Origin of the sequence: Nocardia sp. NPDC058499 (assembly GCF_042719915.1) — a bacterium.
Classification (GTDB): Bacteria; Actinomycetota; Actinomycetes; order Mycobacteriales; family Mycobacteriaceae; genus Nocardia.
The window spans coordinates 112,506-126,269 of the sequence record NZ_JBHXMZ010000005.1 but is presented as its reverse complement, the minus strand read 5'-3'; the positions used below and the strand labels follow the sequence as shown (position 1 = coordinate 126,269).

Annotated in this window: 13 protein-coding genes; 7 read left to right on the top strand and 6 right to left on the bottom strand. The window is 67.7% G+C overall.

Annotated elements, in window-relative coordinates:
* Positions 1-142 precede the first annotated feature (142 nt).
* The 3 genes from ACFWPH_RS17135 to ACFWPH_RS17125 form a co-directional block, all read right to left on the bottom strand.
* Positions 143-964, bottom strand: coding sequence for an IclR family transcriptional regulator (locus tag ACFWPH_RS17135; RefSeq protein WP_378752026.1), 822 nt, complete (start codon positions 962-964; stop codon positions 143-145).
* 98 nt (positions 965-1,062) lie between these two features.
* Positions 1,063-2,493 carry a serine/threonine-protein kinase gene (locus tag ACFWPH_RS17130; protein ID WP_378752024.1) on the bottom strand — a complete coding sequence of 477 codons (1,431 nt, stop codon included), beginning with the start codon at positions 2,491-2,493 and terminating at the stop codon, positions 1,063-1,065.
* The gene (locus tag ACFWPH_RS17125) at positions 2,490-2,942 is read right to left on the bottom strand and encodes a thioredoxin family protein (RefSeq protein WP_378752022.1); all 453 of its coding nucleotides are present in this window, start codon (positions 2,940-2,942) and stop codon (positions 2,490-2,492) included. Before ACFWPH_RS17125 ends, ACFWPH_RS17130 begins: the two co-directional genes overlap by 4 nt.
* A 222-nt stretch (positions 2,943-3,164) precedes the next feature.
* On the opposite strand from ACFWPH_RS17125, the gene ACFWPH_RS17120 reads away from it, so the two are divergent.
* The 3 genes from ACFWPH_RS17120 to ACFWPH_RS17110 all read left to right on the top strand — a co-directional run bounded on the left by ACFWPH_RS17120 (position 3,165) and on the right by ACFWPH_RS17110 (position 4,719).
* The gene (locus ACFWPH_RS17120; protein ID WP_378752020.1) at positions 3,165-3,833 is read left to right on the top strand and encodes a PaaI family thioesterase; all 669 of its coding nucleotides are present in this window, start codon (positions 3,165-3,167) and stop codon (positions 3,831-3,833) included.
* 125 nt (positions 3,834-3,958) lie between these two features.
* Positions 3,959-4,447, top strand: coding sequence for a hypothetical protein (locus ACFWPH_RS17115; protein WP_378752018.1), 489 nt, complete (start codon positions 3,959-3,961; stop codon positions 4,445-4,447).
* A complete protein-coding gene (locus ACFWPH_RS17110) occupies positions 4,444-4,719 on the top strand; it encodes a hypothetical protein (RefSeq protein WP_378752016.1) in 276 nt (91 codons plus the stop codon). Before ACFWPH_RS17115 ends, ACFWPH_RS17110 begins: the two co-directional genes overlap by 4 nt.
* Positions 4,720-4,811: 92 nt before the next feature.
* On the opposite strand, the gene ACFWPH_RS17105 is transcribed toward ACFWPH_RS17110, so the two are convergent.
* The 3 genes from ACFWPH_RS17105 to ACFWPH_RS17095 are packed head-to-tail and all read right to left on the bottom strand — an operon-like array spanning position 4,812 to position 7,936.
* Positions 4,812-5,984 (bottom strand): sulfotransferase family protein, encoded by a 1,173-nt coding sequence (locus ACFWPH_RS17105; protein WP_378752014.1) that lies wholly within the window; start codon positions 5,982-5,984, stop codon positions 4,812-4,814.
* Between the two features lie 12 nt (positions 5,985-5,996).
* On the bottom strand, positions 5,997-6,773 hold the full coding sequence (locus ACFWPH_RS17100; protein WP_280419367.1) for an SDR family oxidoreductase: 777 nt from the start codon (positions 6,771-6,773) through the stop codon (positions 5,997-5,999).
* Positions 6,773-7,936: a hypothetical protein gene (locus ACFWPH_RS17095; RefSeq protein ID WP_378752012.1), complete on the bottom strand. Its 1,164-nt coding sequence runs from the start codon at positions 7,934-7,936 to the stop codon at positions 6,773-6,775. The genes ACFWPH_RS17100 and ACFWPH_RS17095 overlap by 1 nt, the downstream gene beginning before the upstream one ends.
* Positions 7,937-8,017: 81 nt before the next feature.
* Here ACFWPH_RS17095 and ACFWPH_RS17090 point away from each other — a divergent pair, with 81 nt between their 5' ends.
* From ACFWPH_RS17090 to ACFWPH_RS17075, 4 genes are all read left to right on the top strand, one after another.
* The gene (locus ACFWPH_RS17090) at positions 8,018-8,929 is read left to right on the top strand and encodes a helix-turn-helix domain-containing protein (RefSeq protein ID WP_378752010.1); all 912 of its coding nucleotides are present in this window, start codon (positions 8,018-8,020) and stop codon (positions 8,927-8,929) included.
* A 32-nt stretch (positions 8,930-8,961) separates the two neighbouring features.
* The gene (gene cysD, locus ACFWPH_RS17085; protein ID WP_378752008.1) at positions 8,962-9,894 is read left to right on the top strand and encodes a sulfate adenylyltransferase subunit CysD; all 933 of its coding nucleotides are present in this window, start codon (positions 8,962-8,964) and stop codon (positions 9,892-9,894) included.
* Positions 9,894-11,732 carry an adenylyl-sulfate kinase gene (gene cysC, locus ACFWPH_RS17080; protein WP_378752006.1) on the top strand — a complete coding sequence of 613 codons (1,839 nt, stop codon included), beginning with the start codon at positions 9,894-9,896 and terminating at the stop codon, positions 11,730-11,732. Before cysD ends, cysC begins: the two co-directional genes overlap by 1 nt.
* A gap of 127 nt (positions 11,733-11,859) precedes the next feature.
* Positions 11,860-13,731, top strand: coding sequence for an acyl-CoA dehydrogenase (locus ACFWPH_RS17075; RefSeq protein WP_378752004.1), 1,872 nt, complete (start codon positions 11,860-11,862; stop codon positions 13,729-13,731).
* The last annotated feature ends 33 nt before the right edge of the window (positions 13,732-13,764 follow it).

Here is a 13,764-nt window from a genome sequence, read left to right as displayed (position 1 = left end):
CCTGCCCGTCCTCCGGGCGAACCGCGTCTCCCCGGGGGTGCTCAGGCTCGTGCCCTCTCGCATCGGCGTCTCGTTTCGCGGCTGCGAGCTTCCAGCCACATGGGTATCGGGCTGCGCCGTGCACGTCACGGCACCCCCGGGCTCAGTCGCGGGACAGTAGCCGTCCGGCCTCGGCGGCCAGCGCGGAGAGTTGCTGCGCTTGGCGGCCGGTGTCGACGACGGGGCGTCCGGCGCCGATCCGGGTCGCCAGTGACAGCGCGGCCACCGCCACTCCCCGGCGCCGGACGGGTACCGCTACGCAGCCGATTCCGGTGACCGCTTCCTCGTTGTCCACCGCGACCCCCTGGCGGCTGCGGATCCGGGCCAGTTCGCGGTGCAGTTCCAGCCGGTCACCGATCGTGCGTGCGGTGAGCCGGGGAAGCTGTTCGCGCAGCGATGTTTCCACGACACCGGGATCCAGGCCGGCCAGCAGCGCCTTACCGAGGGCGGTGCTGTGCGCCGGTAGCCGGCCGCCGACCCGGGTGGGGACCGTGGCGCTGTTGCGGCCACCGGTTTTGTCCAGGTACACCACGTCGCGGCCGTCCAGGACACCGAGATGTCCCACCGAAGCGGTCCGCTGGCACAGTTCGTGCAGTAGCGGGCCGATCACTGCGCGAAGTTCGTTGTGGCCGGCGGCCAGGCCACCCAGTTCCAGTGTCCGCAGGCCCAGGCGGTAGCCGCCGGGCGAATGCGCGAGCCAGCGCAACCGGATCATCTGGTCCAGGATGCGGTGCACCGTGGACCGGGGCAGGCCGGTGCGCTCCACCAGGTCCTGCAGGGTGAGCACCGGTGTGGCGGGCGCGAACGCGTCCAGGATCGATGTCATCCGCTCGATCATCGATACCGGTGGAGCCGGCCGGACCGGCTGTTGCCCGCCCTGCCACGACCCGCCCGATTCCGGGTCGGCCAGTACCTCGACCGTCAAGACTTACCTCCATCGTGCAGCCCGGCCAGCTTATGCGTAGCGAACCGGACGCTATCGACGATGCCCCGTTCCAGCGGTGTGCAAACCCTCACAACACATCATCCCGGCATGAACGGCGCATTGAACACGCTGCACAGCCACCGGCCGTCGACGAGTTCCATCACGGTGGACACCGACAGTTCCCGTGGTGTCTCGGCGGCGCCGGGTTCGGCATTGAGGGTGGTGAGCTGCACCTGGACCTCGGCGCGGGTATCGCCGGCGCTCATCGTCGCCGTGCAGGTGGCCTCCTCGACCCGGGACCGCTCGGGATCGGCGGAGATGAGGACCCGGGCCATCGGCAGGACGGTTTCGGCCTGGCCCTTCCACTGCCCGGTGGCGCCGGCCTGCACTTGCCGTTCCCAGCCCGCCGGGTCCGCGTAGTCGTACGTGCCGACCAAGGTCGTGTACGCGCAGGCGGCCTGTTCGGCGGCGGCTTTCGGATTCGCGGGCGGTACCGGTGGACCGTCCGAGCCGGCGGTCCCGGTGCGCCATATCCCGGTGAGCCAGGCGGCCGTTCCGAATACCGCCAGCGCGACCGCGGCGGCGAGCGCTGCCGATATCCGCCTGCGGCGGCGCGGCGACCGGGCCGGCGGAGGCGGCGCGGACTGCGCGACCGGCGGTACGGGCAGGGTCGCCGGCATGGTAACCGCGGGCTCGGTCAGCGCCCGGCGGGCGGACAGCGCCAGTTCACCGCAGCTCGCGAAACGCTCGTAGGGGTTCTTCGCCATGGCCTTGGCGATCACACCGTCGAATCCGCGCGGCACCCGCGGATCGGCCTCCGACGGCCGCGGCACCGGCGCATTGAGATGGGCGTTGATCAGTGCCCCGGTGGTCGTCGCCGGGTACGGTAACCGGCCGGTCAGCAGGTAGTACAGCGTGCAGCCCAGCGAGTACACATCGGCGCGGCGGTCGATATCGGGCCGCATCTCGAAGTATTCGGGCGCGGCGTAGTGGAAACTCGCGTACAGCTCGCCGGTGCGGGTGAGCCCGTCGGAACGGTCGAGCGCCTTGGCGATACCGAAATCGGAGAGGTACACCCGCTGGTGCTCGCCCCAGGCCAGCAGGATATTCGCGGGTTTCACATCGCGGTGCAGGACCCCGGCGGTATGGGCGTGGTCGAGGGCGCGCGCGGTTTCCTCGGTGATCCGTACCGCGTGGTCGGGCCGGACGGGCCCGTCGCGCAGAACCGCCGCGACATCGGTGCCCTCGATGTACTGCATCGCCATCCAGAGGCGGTTCTGTTCTTCCCCGCGGGCGTAGACGGCGACGATATTCGGGTGGGCGAGCCGCGCCACGGTATCGGCCTCGCGCAGGAACCGGGCCCGGACCTCCCGCTCGTCGCCGGCCATCGGGTTCAGCAGTTTCAGGGCGACCGGACGCGGTAGGTCGCGGTCGCGGGCCAGATAGACCTGGCCCATACCGCCCGTTCCGAGGAGCCGTTCGATGCGGTAGCCGGCGAATACCGCGCCCGGTTCGAATGCGCCGTTCACGCCGGCCGCAGACCGGGCCAGCCGTAGGACTGTGGCCCGGGGGCGGGCCCGGCCCGGCCGGCCGCGGGTTCCGCGGGCACCGCCGGCTCGCGGGACGGCTGTCCGTGTTCGCGCCGGAAGGTCTCCATATCCATCCACCGGATCTGCTGGACCAGTTCCTCGAGCTGCTCGGCGGGCAGGAATCCGGCCTTCGAATACACCAGCATGCCCTCGCGGAACCCCATGATCCACGGGTAGCGGTCGACCTGCCCCGCCGCCGCCAGGGCGGGTTCGGCCTCGGCCTCGACCGTGGCGTGCACGATATCGCGATGCGTTTCGGAGGAGGCCTCGTAGACCGGCGCGAACCGGGTGCACCAGCCACACCAGGTCGCCCAGAAATCCACCAGCACAATATGGTTGGTGGCCACGACCGTCTGGAAGTTCTGCTGGGTCAGTGGCGTCGTCGGCATCTGTCGTCCTCCCGGCGGCCCGAGCCGACCGCCCCGCGTGCGTATCACCCCGTCCGGAAATCCTCCCACGAACAGGCACCGGCCGCCCGGCGAAAAGGTACTGCCGGACAGCCGTTGCCGGGCAGCCTACGCGGCGCGAGCAGCGCGGGGACGGCCGGTGCGCGGGCGCGCGAGACTGCCCCGCCCGGCCGCGGCCCCGGACCCGAACGATAACGTGTTCTCATGAGCGAAGACGAGGCCGGGAACGCACTCCCCAGCGCGGAGCATCACGAAGGCGGATTCCGGCCGATGTCGGAGCTGATGAATCAGATCCGGTCGGTGGACACCAGCCGCGGCGGACCCCACTACGGTGATTTCGTCGAACAGGTCCGGACGCTCATGGACCGGGCGCGGCTGGCCGTACCGCCCGACGATCTGGTGCAGGAAGCGGCCGGGATCCTGGAGAAACTCAACGACCGGCTCGGCGCCCACGTGCACGAGGAATGGGACGCGCCCGGCTGGAACCGTTTCGATCTGCCGTCCCGGGGGAATGTGACCCTGCCGCCCTACCGGGTGGATCGCGCGAAACCGGACGGCGTCGAGGCCCGGATCACCTATCGCACCTTCCATCTGGGCGGGAACGCGGCGGCGCACGGCGGGTACGTCTCGCTGGGGTTCGACGATCTGATGGGTCTGGCCGGTTCGCTGTATTCCGGGTCGGTCACCCGGACGGCCTCGCTCACCGTCGACTACCGGGCGATCACACCGCTGAACAAGGAACTGCAGCTACGTGCCTGGGGTGAACGCCAGGAGGGCCGCAAGGTGTGGATCAAGGCCACCCTGCACGACGGTGACCTGCTTTGCGCCGAAGCCCACGGGCTGTTCATCGTGCTGAAACCCGGCCAGCCCTGAGGCTCGGCCGCGCACAGGGCAGCCCACAACTTCGCGGCAGGCGCCCCACCGGTGACGCTCTCAGGCATTAGTCTGAAAACAAGTACGCGCCATCGGGAGGAGGCGTACCCGGGAGGTGCGGGGCTGTGCAATCCAAACGTATTGTCATCCTGGCCCGGGATCAGCTCGAGCGAATCGCCAGGTCGATCAGCTCGTATACCGCTCGCAGACTCGACGACGCGAGCCTCGGGATCAACGATGCGAGCAACACTTTCAGCAAGCTCGACCGGCCCTTCGAGGTGCGGGTCAACGGTGAAACCCACCTGGCGGTCGCCCGTCCTGCCGACCATCGGAAAACACCCGAGGATCTGCAGAACAAACCCAAGGATTCCACCGGCCGCACGACACCCGGCAGCCGGGAGGAGGCCGAGGCGATGAACTTGGTCAAGGAAAATGCGGAATACGGCGATGTCCTGACCAATGTCCGGTTGAAGGACCCGCGGTGGCGAGCCGAGGACGGGTGGGTGAAGATGAGCCAGACAGTGCACGATATCGAGATCCACTACGTACGCAACCCGACTACCCGTGAGGTCGCGGACTTCAAATTCAAGGATCGAACGGAGCCGAACCGATGACCGAGGGAATCGACCTACCCGCTGGCGCCCTTCCGGCGGGGACCCGCGTCAAGGTGATCCACGACTCCGAGTGGGCGGGCCCGTGGCGTGCGGAGTTCTTCGGGACCGTCGACTATTCACCCGAACCGCCGGCGCCGGTCACCCTGTCGAGTGCCCGGCCCGGGGAACTGGTGTACTGGGTTCGGTTCGACGAATCCCAGTACGACGCCGACGGCGACGGCCCCTACCGCAAAGCACAAGTCTGGGACCGTTATCTGGTGGCACAGCAATAACCGACTTTTCGGCCACAGCCGGCTCGTGCACGGAGCCGAACCGGCACACCCGGACAGTGAGTGCCGCAGCGTCTCACTGTCCGGTGCCCGGTTTATTTGCGGTTTCCGCCCGGGTAGTGCTCGGCGAGGTACGGGGCGAATGCCTCGTCGACCTGGTCGGCAGTGAGACCGAAATCGGCCAGCGAGTACTTGTGCGCGGGACGTGCGGCGCCCGAAGTGGATTCGCTGTGCAGGCCGGCCATCTGCGTACGTGCCGCTTCGGTGAATTCGATCCCGAAGTGGTCGTAGACCCGCTCGACGGTGGCGAGCGGATCGGTGACGAAATCCTCGTAGTACACATCGCAGAACTGCGCGGCGGGATACTTCGCGCGATCGGCGAGGAAGGTCCGTGCGCCGCGGGACCACAGCTCGAGCTGCGCCTCCCCCACCACCGGACCGCGGAACTTCTCCGACCAGCCGTCCGTGGCCTGCTCGTTCAGGCTGCACACCGACGCCACGATGGTGCGTGGCTGCCGGTGCATCTGGATGATCAGTGCGTCGGGGTATACGGCGAGCAGGGCGTCGAGCGCGAACAGGTGGCTCGGGTTCTTCAGCACCCACCGGCGATCCGGATCGTTGAGCCCGATCAGCTGCAGATTGCGGCGGTGGCGTGCGTAGGCGGGCGTCCAGTCCTGGTCGCGTAACCATTCGGAGTAGCGCGGCAGGTAGGCCAGGCATTCGTAGGAGATCGACATCGCCGACTGCCGCAGCAGCTGCCAGCACTCCTCCACCTGGTCGGCCGAGATATGGTGCACGCCCATGAATTCCGGATGCTCCACGTGATGTTTCTCGTAGGCAGCCTGGAGCTGCTGGAACACCGGGTTCTGCTCCCAGGTCTCGCGCGGCGGGCGGGGCTGCGGCATCTCGGTCAGCCACATTTCCAGGCCCTGATGGCCGGGGTCGGCGGTGAGCAGGCGGTGCACGGCCGTCGTACCCGAGCGCGGTAGCCCGGTGACGAAAATCGGGCGTTCGATTCCTACCTCGGCATGCTGCGGATACTGTTTCCAGCCGGCTTCGCTCAGCGCCCGGGCGATGAGGGCGCCGCGCAGGAACGCCCGGTTGACCTTGTTGCCGAACGGGGTGAGTTCGGCGTCGCGTTCGAACGATTCCAGCAGCACCGACAGTCCGGTGCGGTAGTCGTCGGCGCCGAAATCGTCCAGGCCGATCACCTTGGTGGCGGAGGCGTGCAGATCGTCGATCGTGCCGACATCTTCCCTGCCGATCATTTCTGTTTCTCCTCAGTGGTGGAATTCGCCGCAGTTCACGTCCAGACAGGTCCCGGTGATCGCCCGGGACATCTCGGAGGCGAAGAAGAGGACGGCATCGGCGATTTCGTCGGGTTCGGGCAGCCGGCGCAGATCGATATCGGCGGCGGTTTCGGTGTAGACCTCGTCGGCCGTGATCCCGCGCTCCTTGGCCAGGTAGTCGAAATACCATTTGAGGGTGTCGGCCCAGATCCATCCCGGAGCCACCGAATTCACCCGGATACCGCGGGGTCCCAGTTCGGTGGCCAGGCTCTGCGCCAGCGCCAGCAGCGTGGTCTTGGCCATCTTGTACGGGCCGTAGGGTTGCCGGGAATGACGCAGAACAGCCGAGTTGATCATCACCACCGACCCGTTGCGTTCGGCGAGCGCCGGCGCGAACAGGCGGGTCAGGCGGAGTGCGGCGAAGACGTTGGTTTCGAAACTGGCGCGCAGATCGTCGATCGCCACATCGGCGAGGTCGGCCATGGGCGGCATGGCGAAGGCGTTGTTCACCAGTGCGTCGACCCGCCCGAATTCCTCTTCGGTGGCGCGCACGAGTTCCTGCGCCGCGGCGTCGTCGGTGATATCGGTGGGCACCACCAGTGCGCGACCGCCCAGTTCCTCGATTTCGGCGGCAACCTTACGCAGCCGTTTCTCGGTACGCGAGGCGAGCACCACCTTCGCGCCGGCCTTCGCGCTCTGCACCGCGATGGCCTGGCCGAGCCCGGGGCCGATTCCCGAGACGACCACCACTTTGTCCCGCAAAAGCATCAGCCCAGCATCCTTTCCGCCACCGCGGCCTGCCGGGCGGCGATACGCGCCTTCCAGTCCTGCGGGGTGATCCGGGCTTCCTGGTAGTAGGGCAGCCGGTCCGGCAGTTCGTCGAAGGACACCAGCTCCACCGTCGGCCCGTCTTCGGGTTTCAGTTCCCGGGACAGGCGCTGCCAGCGGAACTGCAGGTAGGCGCGGTCGTGGCCGGTGCGTTCGATCCAGTTGGCCAGGCCGGGGTCGCGTTCGCTGATCACCAGCCGGATCATGCCGTCCGGGTCCACCGTCGCCTGGTCGGCGTTGAGGCTGGTCTGGTGGTTGATGTAGTCCAGTGACAGGTACCACATACTGCCGAGCTGGAACCCCTGGTAGGGGGCGTCGGATTTCGGCACGGTCAGGATCATGACCTGGTCGTCGGTGAGGTCGTAGTGCCCGACCGAGGAGAACTGCGTGGACAGCCCGCCGGGGGTGCGCCGCGGTTCGGTCATGGTGTTGACCGGCAGGTTCAGATAGAACCACTCGGGGAAGGCCAGGAAGGTTTTCAGCCGGGAGACCAGCATCTTGCCGGCGACTTCGTACCGTTTGGCCATCAGATCGGTGGTGATCGCCGGCGGGGCCGTGCCGGCGGTGTCGACCCGGCGGATCCGGACGGTGCCGGCCTTCTCGTTCGCCCAGTCGCCGTAGACCTCGCGCACCGCGAGCATGGTCGAATCGGCGGCGAGCTGAATATGGTTGCGGCCGCCGGTGCCGGGTCCCAGCGTCAGTTCATAGGTGCCGTCGGCCGCGATATCGATGGAGCGGTCGTCGAAGGCGGTTTCCCCGCCGGGCACCTCGGTCGGCGAGTAGTTGCCGTTGAGCACCTGGAAGCTCAGGTCGCGGGTGGTGCCGCGGGTTCCGGTGACCACGTAGTCCGCGTCGGGACGCAGATTGGCGTGCCAATAGAGGGTGTCGGGGTTGTCCAGACCCATCTTCGTGTAGGGCCCGGTGGAGGTCACGAAGAACGGGTGGTCCCGCTCGAAGGCCCACGACATCTGGACGGCGGCCCGGATACTGGCGCCCAGATAGTCGTAGCCCTCGGCCAGATCCTGTTCGGTGCGGATATGGGGGGCGCCCTTGATGATTTCCTCGGCGGCGGCGATCGCGTCCGCGAACGGCTGAGTGAGCACGATACTCCCGGTGTTCCATATATGTACCGCCCTGGTACATTCTGATATCGAAGAGATTAGAACCTGTTCTAGGAGTGGTCAATGGCAGCGGGCTCGACGGAGGTGCGCGAGGTGGGTCGGCGGTCCGCACCCACCCAGCGCGTGATCCAGGTGATCGACTACCTCACCGCGCGGCGGGGCCGCCGGGCCGGACTGTCGGAAATAGCGCGCGACCTGGACCTGGCCAAACCCACCTGCCTGGGCATCCTCACCGAACTCACCGCCGCCGGCTACCTCACCCGCGACCCACGCACCCGCGACTACGGCCCCGGCCCGGCACTGATCGCCGCGGGCCGCGTCGCCCAGGACAGTTTCGCCATCGCCGGCCTCGCCCACCCGGAACTGGCACGCCTCAGCGCGAAATATGGCACCACCTGCACCGCGTCCGCTGTGGTCGGCGAACGGATCAGCGTCCTGGACAGTGCGGGTCCGGCGATGGTGCGCGTCGGGGCGACCTACCGCTTCGCGCCGCCGGTCGGCCTGATGTACGCGCTGTGGGATACCGACGCCGCCTTCGACGCCTGGCTGGCGACCCCACCGACCGTCCCCCTGAACCAGGACGAGACCCGGCTGCGCCGCCTCGTCGCGGAATGCCGGGAGCGCGGCTACCTGGTGGAGAGCATGACCGGCGCGGGCCGGCAGTTGTATTCCATGCTGGCCGGGGTCGGTGGCCACGAAATGCCCGATGAGCTGCGCACAGCCGTCGCGGAGCTGGTGACCACACTCGGCGAGCGGGTGTATCTGGGCGCCGATCTGCGGCCGCGTAAGGAGCATCCGGTGAGCCTGCTGGCCGCGCCGACCTACGACGCCGACGGCCGCCAGCAACTGGTGCTCACCATGTACGTGGGCACCTCGATCACCGGCGCCGAGATCGCGCGCCGCGGCACCGCACTGGTCGCCGCGGCCGATGCGGTCACCGCGGCGGCGGGCGGGCACCGGCCGCAACACCATTGACCGTTCATAGAAACTTGTTCTAGTTTTTAAGCGTGAGCCAGCATACGAAGTCGGCAGCGGGCACCTACGAGCTCTCGCATCAGGCCGCACTCGAGGCCGAATCGGTCCACATCCTGCGGGAGGTGGCCGCAACCTTCGAACGTCCCGTTCTCCTGTTCTCCGGCGGCAAGGATTCGGTGGTGATGCTGCACCTGGCCACCAAGGCGTTCTGGCCGGCACCGGTACCGTTCCCGATCCTGCATATCGATACCGGGCACAACTTCGACGAGGTGATCGCCTACCGCGACGAGGCCGTCACGAAATACGGATTACGCCTGCTCGTGGGCCGGGTCCAGGACGATATCGACGCCGGGCGGGTCACCGAGGACACCGGCCCTCGCGGCAGCCGCAACCGGCTGCAGACCACCACTCTGCTGCGCAGTGTGCGCGAAGGCCGGTTCGACGCCGTATTCGGCGGCGCCCGCCGCGACGAGGAGAAGGCCCGCGCCAAGGAACGCGTCTTCAGTTTCCGGGACGAATACGGCCAATGGGATCCGCGCCGGCAGCGCCCGGAACTGTGGAATCTTTACAACGGCAAACACCGTCCGGGCGAACATATGCGGGTTTTCCCGCTGTCCAACTGGACCGAGCTGGATATCTGGAGCTATATCGCGGCCGAAGGTATCGAGTTGCCGCCCCTGTACTACGCCCATCGCCGGCCGGTGGTCCAGCGCGACGGGATGTTGCTGGCGCACACCCGGTTCCTGACCCTGCTCGACGGTGAGGAACCGCGAGAGGCGCTGGTCCGGTTCCGCACCGTGGGCGATGCCACCTGCACCGGCTGTGTGGAATCCACCGCGGCCACACCGGCCGAGGTGGTGGACGAGGTCGCCGCCGCCCGGGTCACCGAACGCGGCGCCACCCGCGCCGACGACCGGATCTCCGAGGCCGGTATGGAAGATCGCAAACGAGAGGGTTACTTCTGATGGGCTCCCTGCTGCGCCTGGCCACGGCAGGCAGTGTCGACGACGGGAAATCGACCCTCATCGGCCGGCTGCTGTTCGATTCCAAAACCCTGTTCACCGATCAGCTCGACGCGGTGGAACGCACCAGCCGCGATCGCGGCGAGGACTATCCGAATCTGGCACTACTCACCGACGGGTTGCGCGCGGAACGGGAACAGGGCATCACCATCGATGTCGCGCACCGCTATTTCGCCACCCCGCGCCGCAAGTTCATCATCGCCGACACTCCGGGACATGTGCAGTACACCCGCAACATGGTGACCGGCGCCTCGACCGCCGATCTGGCGCTGATCCTGGTGGATGCCCGGCACGGCGTGGTGGAACAGACCCGCCGGCACGCCTTCCTGGCCTCGCTGCTCGGCGTACCACATCTGGTGCTGTGCGTGAACAAGATGGATCTGGTGGGCTGGTCGGCCGAGCGCTTCACCGAGATCCGGGAGGAATTCGCGGGGTTCGCATCCCGGCTCAATATCGCCGACCTCACCTTCATCCCGATGTCGGCCCTGCACGGCGACAATATCGTGCACCGCAGCGCCACCATGGACTGGTACGAAGGCACCCCGCTGCTGCATCATCTCGAAGAGGTGCATATCGCCTCCGACCGCAACCTCATCGACGCCCGGCTGCCGGTGCAGTACGTGATCCGCAGCCACACACCGGATTTCCGCGGATACGCGGGCACCATCGCCAGCGGCGTGTGGTCACCCGGCGACGAGATCACCGTCCTGCCCTCGGGACTGTCCACCACGGTGACCGGGATCTGGGGACCGGGCGGCGCCCCGCTCACCGAAGCCTTCCCCCCGCAGGCGGTGACGGTCGCGCTGGCCGATCAGCTCGATATCGGCCGCGGGGATATGCTGTGCCGCCCGGCCAACCGGCCGCAGACCAGCCGCGATCTGGACACGATGGTCTGCTGGTTCAGCGAAGACGCCGAACTGCGCCCCGGTGCCTCGTACACACTGCGGCACACCACCCGCAGCGTCGCGGCGGAGATCCGCTCCCTGGACTACCGGCTCGACGTGAACACCCTGCATCGCGACGAGAACGCGAACGCATTGGCGCTCAACCAGATCGGCCGCGTGCAGCTACGGACTCGCCAATCGCTGCAGTTCGACCCGTATCGCCGTAACCGCACCACCGGTAGCTTCCTGCTGATCGACGACACCACCGGCGATACCGTCGGCGCCGGAATGATCACCGGGCCCAGCCTGCCCGCCTCCCGGGTGGTGTGGCATTCGAGCGCGGTCGGTCGCGCGGAACGCCCCACCCGCGGCCGCACGGTCTGGCTCACCGGACTGTCCGGTTCGGGGAAATCATCGGTGGCGGTGGAACTCGAACGCCGCTTGGTGGCGGCGGGGCGGCCGGCGTTCCTGCTCGACGGCGACAATCTGCGGCACGGTCTCAATTCCGATCTGGGTTTCGCGGCCGCGGACCGGACCGAGAACATCCGCCGCGTGGGTGAGGTCGCGCGGCTGTTCGCCGAATCGGGAACGGTCGCCATCGTCTCGCTCATCAGTCCCTACCGCGCCGACCGTGACCGGGCACGGGCGGTGCACGACGCCGCCGGTATCCCGTTCCTGGAGGTCTTCGTGGATACCCCGCTGGATATCTGCGAGGCCCGCGACCCCAAAGGCCTGTATGCGAAGGCCAGGACCGGGGAAATCCGCGGGTTCACCGGTATCGACGATCCCTATGAACCGCCCGCGACCCCGGCACTGGTGCTGCGGCCGGAGGACGGCGACCCCGCCGCGATGGCCGACGCGATCCTGGCATTGCTGTCCAGGGACGACGACGCCTGATAAGGGCAGCATCCCGGGGTGGGTGCGGGTGATACTGGATTCGGGCGAGCGGTGCGGCCCCGGTTCGGGACCACGGCACCCAGCCACATTTGATACTCTGGCCGCAACTTGTACCGAAAGGGTGGTTATGCGGTCTACTCTGCTGTCCCGGCGTGACCTGGAGTTCCTGCTCTACGAATGGCTCGATATCGAGAGCCTCACCCGGCGGCCCCGGTATGCCGAGCATTCGCGGGAGACCTTCGACGCCGTCCTCGACCTGAGTGAGCAGCTGGCCACCAAATATTTCGCCACCCACAACAAACTGAACGACACCCGCGAACCCACCTTCGACGGTGCCGAGGTCACCCTCATCCCCGAGGTCGGGGAGGCGCTGGCCGCGTTCGCCGAGGCCGGGATGGTCGGGGCGAGCATGGACGCCGAACTGGGCGGTGCGCAGCTTCCCGCCGCGGTCGCCCAGGCGGGTTTCGCCTGGTTCCACGCCGCCAACCCGGGCACCAGTGCCTATCCCCTGCTGACCATCGGCAATGCCAACCTGCTCGCCGCGCACGCCGACCCCGGCCTGGTGCGGCGGTTCGTACCGCCGATGCTCGAGGGACGTTTCTTCGGCACGATGTGCCTGTCGGAACCACAGGCCGGGTCCTCGCTCGCGGATATCGTCACGCGCGCCGAACCCGGTCACGACGGCACCTTCGGCGTGAGCGAGTCAGGCCCGGAGGCGGTAGCGGAGGATGACCACGCAGGGCCCTCGCTCAGGCCCGATCACTACAGACTGTTCGGCACCAAGATGTGGATCTCGGGCGGCGATCACGAACTCGGCGACAATATCGTGCATCTGGTGCTGGCGAAGATCCCCGGCGGCCCGGCGGGCACCAAGGGGATTTCGCTGTTCGTGGTACCGCGGTTCCTGGTGCACGAGGACGGTTCGCTCGGGGAACGCAACGATGTGGCACTGGCCGGACTGAACCACAAGATGGGTTTCCGCGGCACGGTCAACACGGTCCTCAACTTCGGCGAGGGCCGCTGGACGCCGCAGGGGGCCGCGGGGGCGATCGGCTATCTGGTCGGCGAACCGCACCAGGGCCTGAAATACATGTTCCATATGATGAACGAGGCGCGCAGCGGAGTGGGGCTGGTCGCCGCCGCCCTCGGCTACACCGGCTACCTCGAATCCCTCGACTACGCCCGCACCCGCCCCCAGGGCCGTACCAAAGGCGCCGCCGATCCGGCCGCCCCGCAGCGCCCGATCATCGAGCACGCCGATGTGAAACGGATGCTGCTGGCGCAGAAGAGTTACGCCGAGGGCGGGCTGGCCCTGGTGCTGTACTGCGCCCGCCTGATCGACGAACAGCACACCGCCGAATCCGGCGAGGAACGCCGCGCCCGCACATTGCTGCTGGACATCCTCACTCCGATCGCCAAGAGCTGGCCCTCGCAGTGGTGCCTGACCGCCAACGATCTCGCCATCCAGGTTCTCGGCGGCTACGGCTACACCCGCGAATACAATGTCGAACAGCACTATCGCGATAACCGCCTCAACCCCATCCACGAGGGCACGCACGGTATCCAGGGCCTGGATCTGCTGGGCCGCAAGGTCACCCAGCAGGGCGGGGCGAGCCTGCACGAACTCGACGGCCGCATCCGGGCCACCCTCGCGGCCGCCCGGGAACTCGGCGGTGAGCCCGCCGAACTGGCCGACCGGCTGGATAGATCCTGGTCCCGCCTGATCGCGGTCACCGGCAGCTTGCTCGCCACCGGGGATATCGAGGTCGCACTCGCCAACAGTTCCGTCTACCTGGAGGCCTTCGGGCACCACGTGGTTGCGTGGATCTGGCTGGACAAGATGCTCGCCGCCCACGGCCGCACCGGCGATTTCTACGACGGTAAACGGCATGCGGCCCGCTATTTCTTCCGCCACGAACTCCCCCGCACCGGACCGCAGCTGGATCTGCTGGCCGAGCTGGACACCACCACCGTCGATATGGCCGAGAACTGGTTCTGACAAAACCGGGCGACAGAGCCGTCCGGGTACCGA